Source organism: Brevundimonas olei (assembly GCF_037055245.1).
Classification (GTDB): Bacteria; Pseudomonadota; Alphaproteobacteria; order Caulobacterales; family Caulobacteraceae; genus Brevundimonas; species Brevundimonas olei.
Genome location: NZ_CP146369.1, coordinates 2,464,775 through 2,483,609 on the forward strand (window position 1 = coordinate 2,464,775; position 18,835 = coordinate 2,483,609).

The window sequence follows — 18,835 nt, forward strand, 5'->3', positions numbered from 1 at the left end:
GGAATGCCTGCTGTGAAGGACTTGGCAGGCATTTCGGAACGACGGCATCGGATACCCGCTACAGCTACGGTTGAACGGGGCCTGCTTTCGTGTCGAGGGGATTTGACCTAGAGTAGAGAGGAGGAGTTCCCATGCCTCCACTCGCTCTCCAGGTCAGTCTTGTCGTCTGCGCCTTATGGAGCGCCGCTACTGCAGTAGCGGCTCAAGATCCATCGCCTGAAACATTATATGAGCGTGACGGTTTTTCGGTCGTCGGTCATCTGCAAGGCGGCGTGAACCTTGTCGTCGAACACCATCTGTTCTGGGATTTTGGGGAAACGGTGGCGGGCGTCACCGACTTCGATCCCAACGCCGAATGGTTTGAGGCCTATCTGAAGCCCGGCGTGACGTTCGAGCGCCGCGCCGGAGACCATGCAACCTTCTACGGCGGCCTGTCCGGCGTCGGCTCGATGACCATCGGAACCGACGCCTTCGACGCCGGAGACACCGGTCGGGTGACTCTCGAGGAAGGCTATCTGGGCTGGCGCTACGCAGAAGGCGAGACGACTTTTGACCTGTCCGTCGGCCCGCGCGTGTTCAAGGCCGGAACCGGCATGCTGATTGAAGCCGGCGGCTCCAGCGGATTCTCGCGCGGAGCGCTGAAGCTGGGGCCGCGCAAGGCCTGGGGCTTCGCCGCTCTGGGCGCGATCAGCCACGGCGCGTTCAAGGGGACGGCTTTCTATCTGGACCCCAATGAGTCGCCGGACAACGACAGCGGCAATCGACTGGCGGGCGTGGATCTCCGCTACGACTCGAACCCCAACGCCCTGATCGGCCTGACAGCGGGCAAGGTGATCGAGTCGGGCTCCCCCTACCCCAAGGCGCCGCCCGGCGGGGTCGGCGTCCCCTCCATCATTCCAGGCGCCCGCGACGGGCTGGAATTCATCAACCTCTACGGGAGGGCGCCGCTGGCCGGCCTGCCCAACGCCTTCATGGCGGCCGATCTGGCGTTCGAGCGCAATGACCGGATCAACATGCGCGCCTGGGCCGGACGCGCCCAGGTCGGCTATACCTTCGCCGAGCACCGCTGGAAGCCGACCTTCACGATCGGCTATCAGACCTTCTCCGGAGACGATCCCGACACCGACCGGCTGGAGCGCTTCGACCCGCTCTACTACGAGGGGAACCCCTCCGCCTGGTCGACGGGGACCAAGTCGTCGATGATCTTCATCAATTCCAATGTGAACGCGTGGCAAGTCGCGGCCAGCATCACGCCGACCCCCGTCGACACCTTCACGGTTCGCATCCACCGCATCGACGCCGACCAGTTGCGCAGCCCGATACAGTTCGGCCAGGCGACCCGTGTGGAGGGCGACGACGTGGACAACCCCATCACCGGTGTCACGCGCCATCATCTGTCGGATGACCTCTATTTCGAATATTTCCGCGTGGTGTCGCCGAACCTGTTCCTGACCACGGGTTTCTCGGTTTCCAATCCTCAGGCAGGCATGAAGTCCATTGTCGCCGACCCGCCCATCTGGACCGGCGCCTATATCAATCTGATCGCCAACTACTGAGCTGAACGAGGCGTCCATGACTCTGCTCATCCCCCCGACCAGCCGCCGCACCCTTCTGGCCGGAGCCGGCGCCCTGGCCGGCGCCTCCCTCATCGGAGGCCGCAGCATGGCCCAGACCGCGCGTGACGCATCGGCCGCCGTCTTCACCGGCGGCCCCATCCTGACCATCGACGACGCCATGCCGACCGCCGAAGCGGTGGCCGTGCGCAACGGCGTCATCGTCGCCGTCGGCTCGCTGGACGCCGCCCGCGCAGCAGCGGGTCGAGGCGCGCGCACAGTGAACCTGGACGGCCGCACCCTGCTGCCGGGCTTCTTTGATCCGCACGGCCACGTCGCCATGGTCGGGCTACAGGCGCGCTACGCCAACCTGCTGCCCGCGCCGGACGGTCAGGGCGACGACATCCCCGCCCTGCAGCGCATCACCCGCGACTGGATGAACGCGCACGAAGCCCTGGTCCGCGACACCCAACTGGTCATCGGCTTCGGCTACGACGACTCCCAGCTGAAGGAACATCGCCACCCCACCGGCGAGGAGCTGGACGCCATATCCGACGCCGTGCCGATCCTGTTCCTGCATCAGTCCGGACATCTGGGCGCAGCCAACGACGCAGCCCTCGCCGCAGCGGGCGTGACCGCCTCGACGCCCGATCCCGACGGCGGCGCCTTCCGCCGCAAGGACGGTTCACAGCAACCCAACGGGGTCATGGAGGAAACCGCCCTGTTCGCCGTCATGGGCGCCCTGTTCGCTCGCCTGGACCTTCAGGCCAACCTGGAGATGATCCGCGAGGGCGCGCGCTTCTATTCCAGCTTCGGCTATACGACCGCCCAGGATGGGCGCTCCTCGACCGACACCTGCCGCATGATCGCCATGCTGGCCGAGCGTGGCGAACTGCCCATCGACATCCTGTCCTTCCCCGACATCCTGACCTCCACCGACGTCATGGCCACGCCGCTGTATCGCAGGAACTATGTCGGCAAGTATCGCATCGGCGGGGTCAAGCTGACGCTGGACGGCTCCCCCCAGGGCAAGACCGCCTGGCTGTCACAACCCTACTATGTTCCGCCCGAAGGCAAGCCCGCCTCCTATCGCGGCTATCCCGCCGTGACCGAGCAACAGGCGCTGGACGCCGTCGAACTGGCCTTCAGAAACGACTGGCAGATCGAGGTCCACGCCAACGGCGACGCCGCCATCGACCTGCTGATCGGGGCGGTCCGCGAGGCGACGGTCAAGCACGGCGCCAAGGACCGCCGCCCGGTCCTGATCCACGGCCAGACCACGCGCATGGATCAACTGGACGACCTGAAGACGCTGGGCGTCGTGCCGTCGCTCTTCCCCATGCACACCTTCTACTGGGGCGACTATCACCGGGATTCAGTTCTGGGGCCGCGCCGGGCCGAGATCATCTCGCCCTGCCGTTCCGTGCTGCGTCGCGGCATGCGCTTCACCACTCACCACGACGCGCCCGTGGCCAACCCCGATTCCATGCGCGTCCTGTCCGCCACCGTCACGCGCCGCACCCGCTCGGGCGACATCCTGGGCGCGGACGAATGCGTGCCGGTCGACATCGCCCTGAAGGCCATGACCTTGTGGGCCGCCTGGCAGCACTATGAGGACGACAGGAAGGGATCGTTGACCGTCGGCAAACTGGCCGACCTGGCCCTGCTGGATGCCAACCCCCTGACCATCGATCCCGACAGGCTGGCGGGGATCAAGGTCCAGGCTGCCTACAAGGAAGGAGAAGAGGTATGGCGTCGATAGCGGGGCGCCAGGACCAGATCAGGGCCGGCATCGGACCTGAAGCCCGGTGAACCCGCCGCCGCACCAGCCTCAGCAGATCAAGCTGAAGCTGATGCTTCTGCACTAATGGATCAGTTTTTCATACACTACGGCGTGATCCAGCACCTTGCCGGCCTCATCCATGACCCGCATGGCGTCGGCGGAGATTTCGTCGATGACCACGACCTCACCGTCGACCAGACCGATTTCGATCTTCATGTCGATCAGGGTGAGGCCCTTTTCACGTAGATCGGCTTCGACGATGCGGCACACATGGCGAGTCATCTGCTTGGCCTGCTCAAGGTGGGCCGTGCTCAAGAGGTCGAGGGCGATAATGGCGTCATCGTTGATGAGCGGGTCGCCGCGTTCATCATCCTTGATCGTGATCTCGACGAGGTAGTCGAGCGGTCGCCCCGTGTCCCGAATGTATTGCTGGTAACGGCGGATGAAGCTGCCCCAGGACCGGGTTCGACAGACAAACTCAAATCCGCCCGCCCCGCTGACATCCTTGCCCAGCGGCTCGGCCCGACGAACTTCCATGGCGCCCTTCTCGAGATCGACATGGACGAGGTGGGTAGCGACGCCGGCGGCGTGAAGGCGCTTGAAGAAGTAATCCGTCATGGCGAGAGACTTCCGTCCCTTGCCCTCAACCTGACCGATAACGGTATTGGCGCCTGGGTCGATCACGCCATCCGAACCAGTGACGTCGTCCTTGAAGGCAAGAAGTATATTGCCGTTCGACAGGGCATACAGATCTTTTGTCTTGCCCGAATAGATCTTTTCACTGGTGGTCATCATTTTACTCGCCGGACATTTCCCAGAGGCAGAGACAGGGCGACGACTGGATTTCGCCGCCCTTCCCACTCACTCCCACTCGATCGTGCCGGGCGGCTTCGACGTCACGTCATAGACGACGCGGTTGACGCCGCGGACTTCGTTGATGATGCGCGTGGCGGTCTTGGCCAGGACGTCCCAGGGGAACTGGTAGAAGTCGGCCGTCATGCCGTCGGTCGAGGTGACGGCGCGCAGGGCCAGCACCTTCTCATAGGTGCGGGCGTCGCCCTGGACGCCGACCGTCTTGACCGGCAGCAGCACGGCGAAGGCCTGCCAGATGTCGTCGTAGAGGCCCGCCTTGCGGATCTCGTCCAGATAGATGGCGTCCGCGTCCTGAAGCGTGGCGACGGCGTCGGGCGTGATCTCGCCGGGGATGCGGATGGCCAGGCCCGGTCCGGGGAAGGGGTGGCGGCCGACGAAGGCGTCGGTCAGGCCCAGTTCGCGACCCAGGGCGCGGACTTCATCCTTGAACAGTTCACGCAGGGGCTCGACCAGCTTCAGCTTCATGAAGTCCGGCAGGCCGCCGACGTTGTGGTGGCTCTTGATGACGTGCGAGGGGCCGCCGGTCGGGGACACGCTCTCGATCACGTCGGGATAGAGGGTGCCCTGAGCCAGGAAGGCGGCGCCTTCGATCTTGTTCGCCTCGCGGTCGAACACCTCAATGAAGACGCGGCCGATGGTCTTGCGCTTGGTCTCCGGATCGGAAATCCCGGCCAGCTCGCCGAGGAATTCCTTCGACGCATCAACGTGCACCAGCGGAATGTTGTAGTGCTCGCGGAACAGGGTCGTGACCTGATCGGCCTCGCCCTTGCGCATCAGGCCGGTGTCGACGAAGACGCAGGTCAGCTGCTCGCCGATGGCTTCGTGGATCAGCACGGCGGCGACCGATGAGTCGACCCCGCCCGACAGGCCGCAGATGACCTTGGCGTCGCCGACCTGTTCGCGGATCTTGGCGATCTGCTCGTCGCGATAGGCGGCCATGGTCCAGTCGCCGGTCAGGCCCGCGACGCCGTGGGTGAAGTTCTTCAGCAGCTGGGCGCCGCGCGGCGTGTGCACCACCTCGGGGTGGAACTGCACGCCGTAGATCTTGCGCGTCTCATCGGCGATGGCGGCGAAGGGCGCGCCTTCCGAGGTGGCGATGACGTGGAAGCCTTCCGGCAGGGAGGTCACGCGGTCGCCGTGGCTCATCCACACCGGCTCGCGATGGTCGATGGCGCCGATGCCCGCGAACAGGGGGCTGTCCTTGGTGATGACGATCTCGGCGCGGCCGAACTCGGCGTGGTGGCCGCTCTCGACCTTGCCGCCCAACTCGGCGCAGATCAGCTGCTCGCCGTAGCAGATGCCTAGGATCGGCGCGCCATAGTCGAAGACGGCGCGGTCGACGCGCGGGCTGTCCGCCTCGGTCGTCGAGTTGGGGCCGCCCGACAGGATGATGGCCTGCGGCTGCATCGCCTTCAGGGCTTCACCCGCCTTGTTGAACGGGTGGATTTCGCAATAGACGCCGGCTTCCCGCAGGCGGCGCGCGATCAGCTGCGTCACCTGACTGCCGAAATCGACGATGAGCACCTTCTGGTGTTGGGTCGGCTGGGTCATGAGGTCGAATCCGGGGCGAGCGATTGGGCGAGGGTTTGGCCTTGGAGGGCCGGAATTTCAAGGGCGGAGAGGCCGTGATCCGTCAGCACCGCGATCAAGCCGTCCACGGCCTGGGCCAGGTTCTCGTCCACCAGATGCAGGGTCGAGGTCCAGTCGTGCAGGCCTGTCAGCTCGGCCTTGCCGTCCGACACCCCGCGCAGCGCGACCAGAGGCAGGCCGAAGGTCTGGGCGGCCCGCACCAGCGCCCAGGTCTCCATGTCCACCATCTCGGCGTCGATGGCGTCATAGGCGGCGCCCGAGACGACGTTTCCGCCGGTCGACAGGCGCGCGGTCGGCACGTCAGGGATGGGGCACGGCAGCGGCAGAACGGCGGGCATGTCCAGCAGCGGCGTCACCCCCTTCTCGAACCCCAGAGCGCTGGCGTCCATGTCGCGATAGGCCACGGACGACGCCTGATAGACCGCCGCATGATCCAGCACGCGCGATCCGCACGAGCCCAGCGACAGGATCAGGTCCGGAGCCTCTCCCCTCGCCTCCAGCCGCGCCAGAGCCGCCGTCAGCGCCACTGCCCCTTCGACCGGCCCGATGCCGGTCATCAGCGGGTCGATGCGGGCGCGCAGGTGCTCGCCATACTCGGCGGGCGCCGCCATCACCGGCAGGACCGTGACGGCGCCGTAGCGTTCCAGCCTCATGAGACGCGCTCGTAAAGGGCGATGAAGAAGCCGTCCGTGCCGGTCCCGGCGGGCGACAGGCGCAGGCGGTTGCCTTGCGCCAGCGCAGTCAGGCGTTCGCGCCCCGCCTCGGTCAGGTCCGCGCTGTGCGCCGCATCGGCGACGGGGACGGGCTTGAAGTCCGAATGCGCGGCCTCGAAGGCGGCGGCGGTCGCCTCATTCTCGGCGCCCAGCACCGAGCAGGTGACATAGGCCAGGCGCCCGCCCGGCCGCACCAGCTTCGTCGCCTGCCCGAGAATACGGACCTGCAGCGCATTCAGGCGCGCGACTTCCTCAGCCGTCAGGCGCCAGATGTCCTCCGGCCGACGCCGCCAGGCGCCCGAGCCCGAGCACGGCGCGTCGACCAGCACCACATCGGCCTGACCGTTCATATCCTCGACCCCGCCGCCGTTCGTGCCCAGCAGGCGCAGGTCCGCCTCGACGCCGGCGCGCGCCAGTCGCGGCTTCACATTATCCAGACGCTTGGCCGAGACGTCGCAGGCGATCAGCGCCCCCTGCCCCTGCATGGCCTGCACCAGGCCCAGCGTCTTGCCGCCGCCGCCCGCGCAGTAATCCACCACCGTCGCGCCGGGGAAGGCGCCGGACAGCCAGCCGACGACCTGACTGGCCTCGTCCTGAATCTCAAAATGGCCGTTCTGGAAGCCGTCCAGCGGCTGCACGCTCGGCGCAGGCTCGGCGTCCAGACGCAGACCCCAGGCGGACAACTCCGTGCGCTGGGGCGACAGGCCTGCGTCGCGCAGTTCGGCCTCGACCTCTTCCATCGTGGCGCGCAGGCCATTGACCCGCAGGTCGACCGGCGCGCGACCGCTCAGGGCTTCGACCTCTTCGCGCCAGCGGTCGCCGTGGACCGCCTTCAGATCCGCCGTCACGAAGTCCGGCAGGGCGACCTCGGCCAGATCGGCCGCGTCTTCGCCTGCCATGACGCGGCCGCGCTCGTGCTTGGACAGAGGGCGCGGGCCATAGCCTTCGCCGTTATAGAGACCTTCGATCTCCTCCAGCGTCGCGCCGTCCAGCAGCGACAGGGCGCCGACGATCAGGGCGCGCCCGTCCTGACGCCCGCCCATGAAGGCCGACAGGCGGCCGCGCGCGCGCAACACCTGATAGACGCGTTCGGCGATGGCGCGGCGGTCGCGCGATCCGGCGTAGCGGTTCTGCTGGCTCCAGGCCTTGAGCACGGCGTCGGCGGGCTGGCGGCCCTGGGCGATGCTGTCGAGGATGGCGGCGGCGGCGGCCAGACGGGCGGCTGGGGTCAAATCAGACTCGGATAAAAAGGGCCAGAAGGCACAGCGCCAGTCCCGCGAGCGAGACCAGCCAAACCAGCGACCGGATATAGGGAACGCCTAGAGCGTAGAGCGGGATATAGGCGACGCGCGCCCAGAAGTAGAGGGCCACGCCCCACGCCGTCAGCGCGCCGATCCGATCGGCGACCTGGGCGATCAGCACGGCGCCGATGAACAGCGGCAGGGTCTCGAACAGATTGGCCTGCGCCCGCTCCAGACGACCGACACCGGGGCTGTGCGCCTCGGGCGTCGTGTCCCGCGCCCCGGCGTTCCACGACAGGCCGAACTCGCGCGTCCGGGCGAAGGCGGGCAGCAGGATCTGGATCAGGGCGAGCGCCAGCGTCGCCGCCAAATAGGTGAATTCGATCGTCACGCCCGTCTCCTGTTCCGCTAGCCCAAAACAAAACCGCTCCCGACCGGGGCCGGGAGCGGATCAGGTCAACCCTGACGATAGTTGGGCGCCTCGCGCGTGATCATCACGTCGTGGACGTGGCTCTCACGCAACCCCGCATTGGTGATGCGGACGAAGCGCGCGCGTTCCTGGAAGTCCGGGATGGTGGCGCCGCCGACATAGCCCATCGAGGCGCGCAGGCCCCCGACCAGTTGGTGAACCACCGGGGCGATCGGCCCCTTATAGGCGGTCTGTCCCTCGATGCCTTCGGGGACCAGCTTCTCGGACGAGACTTCCTTCTGGAAGTAGCGGTCGGCCGAGCCGCGCGCCATGGCGCCCACCGAGCCCATGCCGCGATACGACTTGTAGGACCGGCCCTGGTACAGGAAGACCTCGCCGGGGCTTTCGTCCGTGCCCGCGAACATCGAGCCCATCATGGCGACGTTGGCGCCCGCCGCGATGGCCTTGGCCAGATCGCCCGAGAACTTGATGCCGCCGTCGGCGATGACCGAGGCGCCCGTGCCTTCCGCCGCGCGGGCGGCGTCGACGATGGCCGTCAGTTGCGGCACGCCCACGCCCGCGACGATGCGGGTGGTGCAGATGGAGCCCGGTCCGATGCCGACCTTCACCGCATCGGCGCCCGCGTCGATCAGGGCGCGGGTGGCGTCATAGGTAGCGACGTTGCCGGCGATGATCTGGACGCGGTTGTTCTCGCGCTTGATGCGCTCGACCACCTGGGCGACCGAGGCCGAGTGGCCGTGGGCGGTGTCGATCACCACCACGTCCGCCCCCGCATCGGCCAGCGCCATCGCCCGCTCGAACCCGGCGTCGCCGACGGTCGAGGCGGCGCCGACGCGCAGGCGGCCCTGCTCGTCCTTGCAGGCGTTGGGGAAGGCCTGGGCCTTCTGGATGTCCTTCATGGTGATCAGGCCGACAGCGCGATAGGCGTCATCCACCACGATGACCCGTTCGATCTTGCGGGTGCGCAGCAGCTCGCGCGCCGCCTCGCGCCCGGCCGAACCTTCGCGAAGGGTGATCAGCTCGCCGGTCGTCATCAGATCGGCGGCCTTGAGGTTCAGGTCCGTCTCGAAGCGCATGTCGCGGTTGGTCAACATGCCGACCAGCTTGCCGCTCTTGGGATCGACCACGGGGAAGCCGGTGATCTTCTTGCGCTCGACGATCTGAAGGACTTCGCCCAGCGTCGTGTCGGGGGCGACCGTGACCGGGTTAACCACCATGCCGCTTTCATAGCGTTTGACGGCGCGGACCTCTTCGGCCTGCTCGTCGATGGTCATGTTCCGGTGCAGCACGCCCATGCCGCCCGCCTGCGCCATGGCGATGGCCAGGCGACTTTCCGTCACCGTATCCATGGCGGACGACAGCAGCGGGATGTTCAGTTTGATTTCGCGTGTCAGCTGGGTCGAGACATCAACATCAGCCGGCATGACCTCGGACGGACCGGGTTCGAGCAAAACGTCATCGAAGGTTAGGCCTTCGCGTATCTCCATTTGGAGCCTCCATTTTGCGGGCCGCGTATAGCCCCCGTTGGCGGGGAACCGCAACCCCAAGCCCGCGCTATCGTGCATATAAGAGAAATTGCCTTGAAACGGACGGCGAGAGGCCGCATTTCCCGATAATGGTTCGCATCTTGATCAACACGGCGAGACGGCTGGCGCTCAAGATCGCGAGCTACGGCGCCATGCACCTGATCGTGGCGATCCTGGTGGCCTTCGCCCTGACCCGCGACTGGCGGCTGGCCCTGGCGGTCGGGGTGGTCGAGCCGATCTTCCAGACCATCGCCTATTCCGTCCACGATCGCGTCTGGCACCGGGTCGAGCGCCGCAAGATGCTGTCCGGCGTCGAGGAGACGGCCGAGGCCTTCACCGCCCGTCTGGAGGTCATGGACGCGCATGAGCAGAACCGCGCCCACAACCACCATGGCCACAGCCACGCCCTGCCCCGCAACCTGAAGCAGATCGCGCTGAAGACCGTCACCTACGGCGTCATGCATTTCACCGTGGCGGTTCTGGTGGCCTTCGCCCTGACGCGCGACATCCGCATCGCCCTGGCCATCGGCACCATCGAGCCCTTGGTGCAGACGATCTTCTTCACCCTGCACGACCGCATCTGGACGCGGATCGAGGCCAGAAAAGCCGCCCGCCGCGCGGCGAATGCACCCGAGCGCGCGTCGGCGTAACGGCATACTCTGCCGCGTTCCACAATCACGCCGTCATCCTCGGGCTTGACCCGAGGATCCAGTGCGGCGGCGCGCTCATCCTTGCCGACGTCACGCAGGCGGCTGGCTGGATCCTCGGGTCAAGCCCGAGGATGACGGCGGATATTGAGGATGACGGCGGAAACGGGAGCGGAAAAGGGAAAGGCCTAACGCTTGTTCAGCGCCACCAGGAAGACCTCGGCGCTGCCCTTGCGGCTCGATTCGGGCTTCACATACTTCACCGTCTCGAACTCCTCGCGCAGGCGTTTCAGCACGCCGCCGGCGTCGCCACCCTGGAAGTTCTTCGACACGAAATTCCCCCCAGGCCTCAGCGTGCGGATGGCGAAGTCGGCCGCGATCTCGATCAGGGCGATGATCTTCAGGTGGTCGGTCTGGCGATGGCCGATGGTGTTGTGCGCCATGTCCGACAGCACCAGATCCGGCGGCCCGCCGATGGCGTCCAGCATCTGCTGATCCACGCCCGGATCGGTGAAGTCCGCCTGAATCAGCGTCGCGCCCGGAATCGGCTCGATCATCAGCAGGTCCACGCCCGCCACCGCCGCCGCGCCGCGATCCAGCGCCACCTGCACCCAACCGCCCGGCGCCGCGCCCAGGTCGATGACCCGCGAGCCGCGCTTGATCAGGCGAAACTTATCGTCGATCTCCATCAGCTTGAAGGCCGCGCGGCTGCGCCAGCCCTCGGCCCGCGCACGGTCGGACCATTCGTCCGACAGTTGCCGCTTGATCCAGGCCTGGCTGGACAGGGTCTTCTTGTCGGCCGTCTTGATCTTCTGGCCGACCTTGCGCCCGGCCGCCGTGCCGCCCGAGGGCAGACGCACCATGCGGCGGCGTTCCTGAGGCTTGTCGGCGGGCTTTTCGTCTTCACTCATGCTTCCCACATAGCCCTGACGGCGTTGAGCCGCTATGACCCGCGCACAATTCCGGCTCGCATAACCTCAAGGAGCGCACGATGGCCGACCAAACCCTGACCTTCACCCTGGACACCGGCGACGGCGCCGAACGCAACGTCGTGATCAAGCTGCGCGATGACCTGGCGCCCAACCACGTCAAGCAGATCACCGACCTGGCCAAGGAAGGCTTCTACGACGGCGTGGTCTTCCACCGCGTGATTCCGGGCTTCATGGCCCAGGGCGGCGACCCGACGGGCACCGGCACCTCGGGCTCGTCCAAGCCGAACCTGAAGCAGGAATTCTCGAAGGAACCGCACGTTCGCGGCGTCTGCTCCATGGCCCGCACCGCCAACCCGGACAGCGCCAACTCGCAGTTCTTCATCTGCTTCGACGACGCCCGCTTCCTGGACGGCCAGTACACGGTCTGGGGCGAAGTGATCGAAGGCATGGATCACGTCGACGCCCTGCCCAAGGGCGAGCCGCCCCGCGCGCCGGGCAAGATCGTCAAGGCGACCGTCGCCTAAGGATCGGCATCAGCGGCGGGGGATCAGTCCCCCGCCCACCACCGCATCGACACCCCGTCGAAGGTCCGGCCCCCGACCTTCAGCGTCCCTTTCAGGACCACGCCCTGATCTCCCAGATTGCGCCGCGCCTTCGCCAGCGCATCCTGGTCGAGCCTTCCCTCGAACGACACCGCCCCCAGATCCCGCGACGTCGCCTGGAAGCGCACCCGGTCCTCGGTGACGTCATAGGCTGTCGGAATCAGCCGCGTGCGCCGCGTCTTATCGCCAGCCTCGAACTCCATCATGATCGGCGCAAAGCCCGCCGTCCGCTGACCATTGCGCCAGGCCATGAAGTCGGGAACCTGGCCCATGAACAAGTGATGCAGCCGCCAGTCGCCGACCTGCACCGCCGTCGTGGGGATGTAATAGCCGGACACGTCCTCCGGCAGGTCGTGCTTGAAGACGGCCGCCTGCGTGGCCTTGTCGGGCGCCGCGCCGCGTTCGCAGGAAGCGGCCGTCAGGGCCAGCGCCCCCGCCAGCAGGATCGGCAATGCCCTCAAGGCAGGCGCACCAGAGCCGACAGCCAGCCCAGATCCTGCAACCGCTCGACCGACTCGAACAGCGGCACGGCCAGCAGGAAGACCAGGCCGTCGCGCAGCGTCGTCAGGAAGAACTGCGGCCGCACCTCCAGACTGTCGGCGTCGCGCCATTTGGAGAAGTCCGGCCCGAAACGCGGCGTCCACGCGCAATAGTCCGCATAGGTCTGGCCGAAGGCGCCCGCCAACCAGGCCTCCTCGCGCTTCACCGTGGCGTAGAAGACCGCCACCGTCAGCAACAGGAAGATGGTCGCCAGAGTCACGCTGCCCGTCTGCGCCCCCACGCCGAACGCCCCCATGAAGCTGAAGACATACAGCGGGTTACGGCTGATCGAATAGGGTCCGCGATCCACGATCTCGGCCTTCTTGCGCCCGCCGATATAGAGGGAGCACCAGGCCCGCCCGACGATGCAGACGACGATCAGGCCCAGGCCGAACGCCTCCAGTCCTTCGTGCAGCACCGTTTCGCCGCCGATCGATCGGCTGACGAAGGCCAGTCCGACCACGCCGATCAATCCGACCAGCAGCGCCGCCTTGCGCAGCTTCTGCACCCGCTGAAGATCAAACCGTTCCGTCGCCGACATCTCTGTGTTTCCTCGACTGATGAGGGGTGCGACAGAACGCCGCTCTGACGGCGGTTTCAAGGCCTATCTTTGCAAGCGTTTTGCGACAGCCGTCACTGATCCAGCCACCGGTCCAGCGCCCGGAAGCCGCCGATGGCCAGTTCGGTCGAGTCCTGGAACACCGCCGGATTGACCTTCTCGAAGTCGTCGCTGGGGCGGTGATAGTCCGGGTGATAGTTCACCCCGAAATAGAGGAACGGCAGCCCTGCGCGGTGGAAGGCGGCGTGGTCAGACGCCTCGACCCAGTTGTCGGCGCCCTTGTCCTCGGGCGTGTCCTTGCCGAAGGCGAAGGCGACGTTCCGGCGCGCCGGAACCTGATCCAGCACCGGACGGAAATAGGGATGCTGATACGTCCCCGTCACCCACAGCTTGCCATCGCTGTCGGCCCGCGCCGTCATGTCGAAGTTCAGGTTCATCGAAATCGCGTGCAGCGGCACCGGCGGCGCCTCGACGAAATGCTTGGCGCCCAGCAGCCCCCGCTCCTCGCCGTCCAGCGCCACGATCAGCACGCTGTGCTCGGGCGGGTCAGCCTTCAACCGTCTGGCCAGTTCCAGCATGGTCGCGACGCCCGAGGCGTTGTCGTCCGCCCCGTTGAAGATCTGGCCGTCGTTGACGCCGACGTGGTCATAGTGGGCCGTCACCACGATGTACTTGTCGGCCACCCGCGTGCCGGGGATGACGCCGATGATGTTGGTGCCGTTATAGGTCTTGGTCCCCTCACGCGTGCGGCCCAGCATCTCCCACGGCTGCAGACGCCCCATCGGCGAAGGCTGAACGCCCAGCGCCTCCAGCCGCCCGACGATGTAGTCGCGCGCCTTGGCCCCGCCCTCGGACCCGGTGTCGCGCCCCTGCATGTCGTCTGCCGACAGGATGCGCAGGTCGTCCATCAACTGGGCGTAGTCGCCCGACGGCGGCGCCTCGACAGCGGGCGTCTCGACCACAGGCGCGGTCGTCGTCTCACAGGCGGCCAGCGTCAGGGCGGCGGCGATCACGGACAGGCTGACGAGGACAGGACGCATGGAGGGCTCCGGCAGGAATCTTTTGAGGCGCGACGCTAGCGGCCTCCGGCCGCCGCGTCAGATTACGTTTCTGTCATGCCGCGTCTGCCATCAAGGTCGGGGAATGATAAGGAACCGTTCCGCCTTTGCCGACTTCCTGCGATTCTCATGTCTGATCTCTTCACGCCTGTCGAAACCCTGACCGAAGCCCAGGCGCGCGAAGAACTGGATCGCCTGTCGGCCGAACTGGCGCGCCATGACGCCCTCTATTACGCCGACGCCGCGCCCGAAATTTCCGACGCCGACTATGACGACCTGAAGCGCCGCGCCCTGGCCATCGAGGCCGCCTTCCCGGCCCTCTCCAGCCCCGTCTCCCCGTCCCAGCGCGTCGGCGCCCCCGTCTCCAGCCAGTTCGCCGAGGTCCGCCACGGCGTGCCCATGCTGTCGCTGGACAACGCCTTCGACGACGGCGAGGTGCGCGACTTCGCAGCTCGCATCGCCCGCTTCCTGAAGCTGCCGGGCGACGAGCCGATCGCCTTCGTCGCCGAGCCCAAGATCGACGGCCTCTCGGCCAGCCTGCGCTATGAAAAGGGCGTTCTGGTCCAGGGCGCCACGCGCGGCGACGGCAAGACCGGCGAGGACGTGACCGCCAACCTGCGGACGCTGGACAGCATCCCCCAGACGTTGGCGGGCTCCGGCTGGCCCGACGTCATCGAGATCCGGGGCGAGGTCTACGCCCCCAACGCCGCCTTCGACGCCTTCAACGCAGCGGCCGAAGCCGAAGGCAAGCGCACCTACGCCAACCCGCGCAACTTCGCCGCCGGGTCGCTGCGCCAGAAAGACCCGAAGATCACGGCCCAGCGCCCCCTGACCTTCTTCGCCTACGCCTGGGGCGAGACCTCCGCCCCCTTCGCCGAGACGCAGGCAGGCGCGCTGGAGGCCTTCCGCAGCTGGGGCTTTCAGGTCAACGACCGCTCGGCCCGCGTCGAGGGCGCCGAAGGCCTGATCGGCGTCTATCAGATGCTGGAGGCCGACCGCAGCCGCCTCGGCTACGACATCGACGGCGTGGTCTATAAGGTCGACCGGCTGGACTGGCAGCAGCGCCTCGGCTTCATCGCCAGAAGCCCCCGCTGGGCCATCGCCCACAAGTTCCCGGCGCAGCAGGCGACGACCGTTCTGGAAGGCATCGACATCCAGGTCGGCCGCACCGGCTCCCTGACCCCCGTCGCCCGCCTGCACCCCGTCACCGTCGGCGGCGTCGTGGTCCGCAACGCCACCCTGCACAACGAAGACGAGATCGCCCGCAAGGACGTGCGCATCGGCGACACGGTCGTCCTGCAACGCGCCGGCGACGTCATTCCCCAGATCGTCGGCGTGGTCGATACGCTGCGTCCCGAGGGCGCCGCTCCTTACGTCTTCCCCACCGTCTGCCCCGTCTGCGGCTCCGAAGCCGTCCGCGAAGGAGACGAGGTCAAGCGCCGCTGTACCGGCGGCCTGATCTGCGACGCCCAGATCGTCGAGCGCCTCAAGCACTTCGTCAGCCGCCGCGCCTTCGACATTGAAGGGCTTGGCGAAAAGCAGTTGATCGCCTTCCACGCGCGCGGCTGGATCAAGGAGCCCGCCGACATCTTCCGTCTGGCCCGCGACGAGGAGAAGCTGGCCCTGCTGCGCGCCGAGGACGGCTATGGCGAGACCAGCGTCCGCAACCTGATCGCCGGGATCGACACGCGGCGCGTCATCTCCCTCGACCGCCTGATCTTTGGTCTGGGCGTGCGCGAGATCGGCGAGCAAACCTCGCTGGTGCTGTCGCGCGCCTTCGGCAACTGGACCGCCTTCCGCGACGCCTGCATGGCCGCCGCGAACGGCCTCGCCAGCGACGACTGGAAGACGCTGGCTGCGACCCACGCCATCTCCACCCGCGTGCTGGGCCTGATGGCCGAGGCTCGCCCGCCCGCCGACGATCCCTGGCCGGAAGCGCCGATGGATCAGAAGATCGCCCTCGCCTTCCCCGGCATGGCCGCGCCCGCCCGCCGCTCGCTGGCGGAAATCTCGGACGGCTGGAGCGACCTGACCCGCTGGGCCGCCGTCGCGCGCAACGAAGGCCCGTCCGACATGCTGAACCAGATCGCGGGCGTCTCAGGCGTCGGCCCGGTCGCCGCCGAGGCTCTGGCCCACTTCTTCCACGAACCGCACAACCTTCAGGTCGTCGACGCCCTGCTGGCCGAGCTCGAGCGCGTCGAGGACGTCGCCGCCCCCACGACCGACAGCCCGGTGGCGGGCAAGACCGTCGTCTTCACCGGCTCGCTGGAACGCTTCACCCGCGACGAAGCCAAGGCCCGCGCCGAAAGCCTGGGCGCCAAGGTCTCGGGCTCCGTGTCGAAAAAGACCGACTACGTCGTCGCCGGCCCCGGCGCCGGGTCCAAGCTGAAGGACGCCGAAAAACACGGCGTCGCCGTCCTGACCGAGGACGAATGGCTGGCGCTGATCGCCTGATGCACGCCGTCGCCATCGACTTCGAAACCGCCAATGAGCAGCGGGCCAGCCCATGCTCCATCGGCCTGGCCTGGATCAACGACGGCGTCATCGAATCCGTCGAGCACCACTACATCCGCCCGCCGGGGATGCGGTTCGCCGGGTTCAACATCGCCTTCCACGGCATCGGCCCCGAACAGGTCGAGGACGCCGAGGAATTCCCCGCCGTCCTGGCCGCCATCGCCCCGCGCCTCGAAGGCCGCACGGTGCTGGCCCACAACGCCGCCTTCGACGTCAGCGTCATCCGCAACACCTGCGACCACTACGGCCTGACTTATCCCGAATTCGACTACCTCTGCACGGTCAAGCTGGCCCAGATCAGCTGGCCGGACTTCGCCTCGCACAAGCTGAACAACGTCTGCGCCGAACTGGGCGTCTCCTTCCGCCACCACGACGCGGCTGAAGACGCCTTCGCCTGCGCCTCCGTAGCCTTGGCGGCGGCTCAGATGCATCAGGCCGCCGACTGCCGCGCCCTGGCCGACGCCAGCCGCCTGACCATGGGCCGCGTCTGGCGCGACGGCTATTCGCCCTGCTCCAACGCCGGAACCCGTCCACGCCGCCCGCGCGGCGGCTGACCGGCCCTCGGCAAAAGCCGCCCGAATCCATCGCCTTAGGCGTTCGCAGCGCGCACAACTTGACCTAAGGTCATGTAATCATTGAGTGAAGTTCACAATTTCGGCCTTGTTTCAGACCGAAACCCGGCCCACCCTTCGACCAAGGGATCGCCTCGACGATCCGTCAGAAGGAAAACGCCGATGAAGACCTCCGTCCTGACGGCGCTCGCCGTCGCAGCCGCCGCCCTCGCTTCTCCGGCCCTCGCCAGCGACCCCACCGGTCTGTGGCAGACCCCGACCAACGGCGGCCAGGTCCGCATCGAACGCTGCGGCCAGGCCCTGTGCGGCGTCCTCGTCACCTCCAGCCACATCCGCGCCAACCCCGATGTCAAGGATCAGCGCAACAAGGACGAGTCCCTGCGCGACCGCCCCCTGCGCGGCCTGCGGATGCTGTCGGGCTTCACCGGCGGCCCGACCGAATGGCGCGGCGGCTCGGTCTACAACCCCGAGGACGGCGGCACCTATCGCGGCACCATCACCCTGACCAACGACAACACCCTGCGCCTGCGCGGCTGCATCGTCGCCCCCCTGTGCAAGACCCAGACCTGGACCCGCGTCCAGTAATCGAGGCGCACCGCCCGAACGAAAAACGCCTCCCTCGCGATCGCGAGGGAGGCGTTTTCACATCAACGGTTCAGCGAGCTCATGCCGCCGGGCGCATAGCGTTCGCCCGCCGCCGCCCCGCGCGGGAAGACGGCCTCGATCCGCGCCAGATCATCGGACGTCAGCACGATGTCCGCCGCCGCCGCGTTCTGCTCCAGCGTGGCGATGCGGCGCGTGCCGGGGATGGGGACTAGATCCTCTCCCTGCGCCAGCACCCAGGCCAGGGCCAGTTGCGCCGCCGTCACGCCCTTGTCCGCCGCGATGGCGCCGACCGCATCGACCAGATCGAGGTTCTTCTGGAAGTTGTCGCCCGCAAAGCGCGGGTTCGTCCGGCGGAAGTCGTCGGGCGCCAGGTCGTCGATCGACTTGATCTCCCCCGACAGGAAGCCCCGGCCGAGCGGACTGTAGGGCACGAAGCCGATGCCCAGTTCGCGCACCACGCCCAGCAGTTCGTCCTCCGGGTCGCGGCTCCACAGCGAATATTCGGTCTGAAGCGCCGTGATCGGATGCTCGGCGTGGGCGCGGCGCAGGGTGGCCGGCGCCGCCTCCGACAGACCCAGGAAGCGGACCTTCCCCTCCTTCACCAGCTCGGCCATGGCCCCGACCGTCTCCTCGATCGGCGTATTGGGGTCGATACGGTGCTGGTAATAGAGGTCGATGTGATCGACGCCCAGACGGCTGAGGCTGCCCTCGACCGCGCGGCGCACGTTTGCGGGCGAGCCGTCGGTAATGGCCGAACCGTCCGGCTGGCGATTGATGCCGAACTTGGTGGCGATGAAGGCTTCGTCCCGGCGGTCCTTCAGCGCCTTGCCCACCAGGACTTCATTGGTGTGGGGGCCGTACATCTCGGCCGTGTCGAACAGGGTGACGCCCAGGTCGAGCGCGCGGTAGATCACCGCGATGGATTGGGCCTCGTCGGCGCCGCCGTAAAAGGCGCTCATGCCCATGCAGCCCAGACCGACAGCCGAGACCTCAGGGCCGTTACGGCCCAGCTTGCGCATCTTCATCCGCGCATTCCTTCTGATGTGAGGGGGTCGGCGGCGCATCCGCCGACCCTCTTCAGATGGGCGCCGTATGG

At 67.2% G+C, this 18,835-nt stretch carries 18 protein-coding genes; 7 read left to right on the forward strand and 11 right to left on the reverse strand.

Annotated features, from left to right (window positions below; translation table 11 throughout):
• Window positions 1-272 precede the first annotated feature (272 nt).
• Together V8J38_RS11905 and V8J38_RS11910 are read left to right on the forward strand one after the other, a co-directional pair.
• Window positions 273-1,556, forward strand: a complete 1,284-nt coding sequence (locus V8J38_RS11905; RefSeq protein ID WP_338575937.1) for an alginate export family protein — start codon at window positions 273-275, stop codon at window positions 1,554-1,556.
• A gap of 16 nt (window positions 1,557-1,572) precedes the next feature.
• A complete protein-coding gene (locus tag V8J38_RS11910; protein WP_338575939.1) occupies window positions 1,573-3,315 on the forward strand; it encodes an amidohydrolase in 1,743 nt (580 codons plus the stop codon).
• A 102-nt stretch (window positions 3,316-3,417) separates the two neighbouring features.
• Here V8J38_RS11910 and V8J38_RS11915 read toward each other — a convergent pair whose 3' ends face one another.
• The 6 genes from V8J38_RS11915 to guaB form a co-directional block, all read right to left on the reverse strand.
• Window positions 3,418-4,131: a phosphoribosylaminoimidazolesuccinocarboxamide synthase gene (locus tag V8J38_RS11915; RefSeq protein WP_338575941.1), complete on the reverse strand. Its 714-nt coding sequence runs from the start codon at window positions 4,129-4,131 to the stop codon at window positions 3,418-3,420.
• A 66-nt stretch (window positions 4,132-4,197) separates the two neighbouring features.
• Window positions 4,198-5,760, reverse strand: coding sequence for a glutamine-hydrolyzing GMP synthase (guaA, locus tag V8J38_RS11920; RefSeq protein ID WP_338575943.1), 1,563 nt, complete (start codon window positions 5,758-5,760; stop codon window positions 4,198-4,200).
• On the reverse strand, window positions 5,757-6,452 hold the full coding sequence (locus V8J38_RS11925; RefSeq protein ID WP_338575945.1) for a 5'-methylthioadenosine/S-adenosylhomocysteine nucleosidase: 696 nt from the start codon (window positions 6,450-6,452) through the stop codon (window positions 5,757-5,759). The genes guaA and V8J38_RS11925 overlap by 4 nt, the downstream gene beginning before the upstream one ends.
• Complete coding sequence (locus V8J38_RS11930) at window positions 6,449-7,744, reverse strand: RsmB/NOP family class I SAM-dependent RNA methyltransferase (protein ID WP_338575947.1); 1,296 nt, start codon at window positions 7,742-7,744, stop codon at window positions 6,449-6,451. The genes V8J38_RS11925 and V8J38_RS11930 overlap by 4 nt, the downstream gene beginning before the upstream one ends.
• Window position 7,745: 1 nt before the next feature.
• Entirely contained in the window at window positions 7,746-8,144 is a 399-nt protein-coding gene (locus V8J38_RS11935) for an MAPEG family protein (RefSeq protein ID WP_338575949.1), read from the reverse strand.
• Window positions 8,145-8,209: 65 nt separating this feature from the next.
• Window positions 8,210-9,670, reverse strand: coding sequence for an IMP dehydrogenase (gene guaB / locus V8J38_RS11940; RefSeq protein WP_003164492.1), 1,461 nt, complete (start codon window positions 9,668-9,670; stop codon window positions 8,210-8,212).
• Window positions 9,671-9,798: 128 nt separating this feature from the next.
• On the opposite strand from guaB, the gene V8J38_RS11945 reads away from it, so the two are divergent.
• A complete protein-coding gene (locus tag V8J38_RS11945) occupies window positions 9,799-10,359 on the forward strand; it encodes a DUF2061 domain-containing protein (RefSeq protein WP_338575954.1) in 561 nt (186 codons plus the stop codon).
• A gap of 185 nt (window positions 10,360-10,544) precedes the next feature.
• On the opposite strand, the gene V8J38_RS11950 is transcribed toward V8J38_RS11945, so the two are convergent.
• Window positions 10,545-11,267 carry an RlmE family RNA methyltransferase gene (locus tag V8J38_RS11950; RefSeq protein WP_291781570.1) on the reverse strand — a complete coding sequence of 241 codons (723 nt, stop codon included), beginning with the start codon at window positions 11,265-11,267 and terminating at the stop codon, window positions 10,545-10,547.
• Between the two features lie 80 nt (window positions 11,268-11,347).
• Here V8J38_RS11950 and V8J38_RS11955 point away from each other — a divergent pair, with 80 nt between their 5' ends.
• Window positions 11,348-11,812 carry a peptidylprolyl isomerase gene (locus tag V8J38_RS11955; RefSeq protein ID WP_291781567.1) on the forward strand — a complete coding sequence of 155 codons (465 nt, stop codon included), beginning with the start codon at window positions 11,348-11,350 and terminating at the stop codon, window positions 11,810-11,812.
• Between the two features lie 23 nt (window positions 11,813-11,835).
• On the opposite strand, the gene V8J38_RS11960 is transcribed toward V8J38_RS11955, so the two are convergent.
• The 3 genes from V8J38_RS11960 to V8J38_RS11970 all read right to left on the reverse strand — a co-directional run bounded on the left by V8J38_RS11960 (window position 11,836) and on the right by V8J38_RS11970 (window position 14,029).
• Complete coding sequence (locus V8J38_RS11960; RefSeq protein WP_338575957.1) at window positions 11,836-12,351, reverse strand: hypothetical protein; 516 nt, start codon at window positions 12,349-12,351, stop codon at window positions 11,836-11,838.
• Entirely contained in the window at window positions 12,348-12,971 is a 624-nt protein-coding gene (locus V8J38_RS11965) for an isoprenylcysteine carboxylmethyltransferase family protein (protein ID WP_338575959.1), read from the reverse strand. The genes V8J38_RS11960 and V8J38_RS11965 overlap by 4 nt, the downstream gene beginning before the upstream one ends.
• 92 nt (window positions 12,972-13,063) lie before the next feature.
• On the reverse strand, window positions 13,064-14,029 hold the full coding sequence (locus tag V8J38_RS11970; RefSeq protein ID WP_338575961.1) for a M28 family peptidase: 966 nt from the start codon (window positions 14,027-14,029) through the stop codon (window positions 13,064-13,066).
• A gap of 147 nt (window positions 14,030-14,176) precedes the next feature.
• On the opposite strand from V8J38_RS11970, the gene ligA reads away from it, so the two are divergent.
• The 3 genes from ligA (at window position 14,177) to V8J38_RS11985 (ending at window position 17,718) form a co-directional block, all read left to right on the forward strand.
• Complete coding sequence (ligA, locus tag V8J38_RS11975; RefSeq protein ID WP_338575962.1) at window positions 14,177-16,501, forward strand: NAD-dependent DNA ligase LigA; 2,325 nt, start codon at window positions 14,177-14,179, stop codon at window positions 16,499-16,501.
• A complete protein-coding gene (locus V8J38_RS11980) occupies window positions 16,480-17,115 on the forward strand; it encodes a 3'-5' exonuclease (RefSeq protein ID WP_338575963.1) in 636 nt (211 codons plus the stop codon). The genes ligA and V8J38_RS11980 overlap by 22 nt, the downstream gene beginning before the upstream one ends.
• A gap of 180 nt (window positions 17,116-17,295) precedes the next feature.
• Complete coding sequence (locus V8J38_RS11985; RefSeq protein ID WP_338575965.1) at window positions 17,296-17,718, forward strand: DUF2147 domain-containing protein; 423 nt, start codon at window positions 17,296-17,298, stop codon at window positions 17,716-17,718.
• Window positions 17,719-17,780: 62 nt separating this feature from the next.
• On the opposite strand, the gene V8J38_RS11990 is transcribed toward V8J38_RS11985, so the two are convergent.
• Window positions 17,781-18,764 carry an aldo/keto reductase gene (locus V8J38_RS11990; protein WP_338575967.1) on the reverse strand — a complete coding sequence of 328 codons (984 nt, stop codon included), beginning with the start codon at window positions 18,762-18,764 and terminating at the stop codon, window positions 17,781-17,783.
• Between the last annotated feature and the right edge of the window lie 71 nt (window positions 18,765-18,835).

Coding starts and splice junctions, on each gene's coding strand:
- V8J38_RS11910 (WP_338575939.1), top strand. CDS start 1,573: ATGACTCTGCTCATCCCCCCGACCAGCCGCCGCACCCTTCTGGCCGGA.
- V8J38_RS11915 (WP_338575941.1), bottom strand. CDS start 4,131: ATGATGACCACCAGTGAAAAGATCTATTCGGGCAAGACAAAAGATCTG.
- guaA (WP_338575943.1), bottom strand. CDS start 5,760: ATGACCCAGCCGACCCAACACCAGAAGGTGCTCATCGTCGATTTCGGC.
- V8J38_RS11925 (WP_338575945.1), bottom strand. CDS start 6,452: ATGAGGCTGGAACGCTACGGCGCCGTCACGGTCCTGCCGGTGATGGCG.
- guaB (WP_003164492.1), bottom strand. CDS start 9,670: ATGGAGATACGCGAAGGCCTAACCTTCGATGACGTTTTGCTCGAACCC.
- V8J38_RS11945 (WP_338575954.1), top strand. CDS start 9,799: ATGGTTCGCATCTTGATCAACACGGCGAGACGGCTGGCGCTCAAGATC.
- V8J38_RS11950 (WP_291781570.1), bottom strand. CDS start 11,267: ATGAGTGAAGACGAAAAGCCCGCCGACAAGCCTCAGGAACGCCGCCGC.
- V8J38_RS11955 (WP_291781567.1), top strand. CDS start 11,348: ATGGCCGACCAAACCCTGACCTTCACCCTGGACACCGGCGACGGCGCC.
- V8J38_RS11965 (WP_338575959.1), bottom strand. CDS start 12,971: ATGTCGGCGACGGAACGGTTTGATCTTCAGCGGGTGCAGAAGCTGCGC.
- V8J38_RS11970 (WP_338575961.1), bottom strand. CDS start 14,029: ATGCGTCCTGTCCTCGTCAGCCTGTCCGTGATCGCCGCCGCCCTGACG.
- ligA (WP_338575962.1), top strand. CDS start 14,177: ATGTCTGATCTCTTCACGCCTGTCGAAACCCTGACCGAAGCCCAGGCG.
- V8J38_RS11980 (WP_338575963.1), top strand. CDS start 16,480: ATGGCTGGCGCTGATCGCCTGATGCACGCCGTCGCCATCGACTTCGAA.
- V8J38_RS11985 (WP_338575965.1), top strand. CDS start 17,296: ATGAAGACCTCCGTCCTGACGGCGCTCGCCGTCGCAGCCGCCGCCCTC.
- V8J38_RS11990 (WP_338575967.1), bottom strand. CDS start 18,764: ATGAAGATGCGCAAGCTGGGCCGTAACGGCCCTGAGGTCTCGGCTGTC.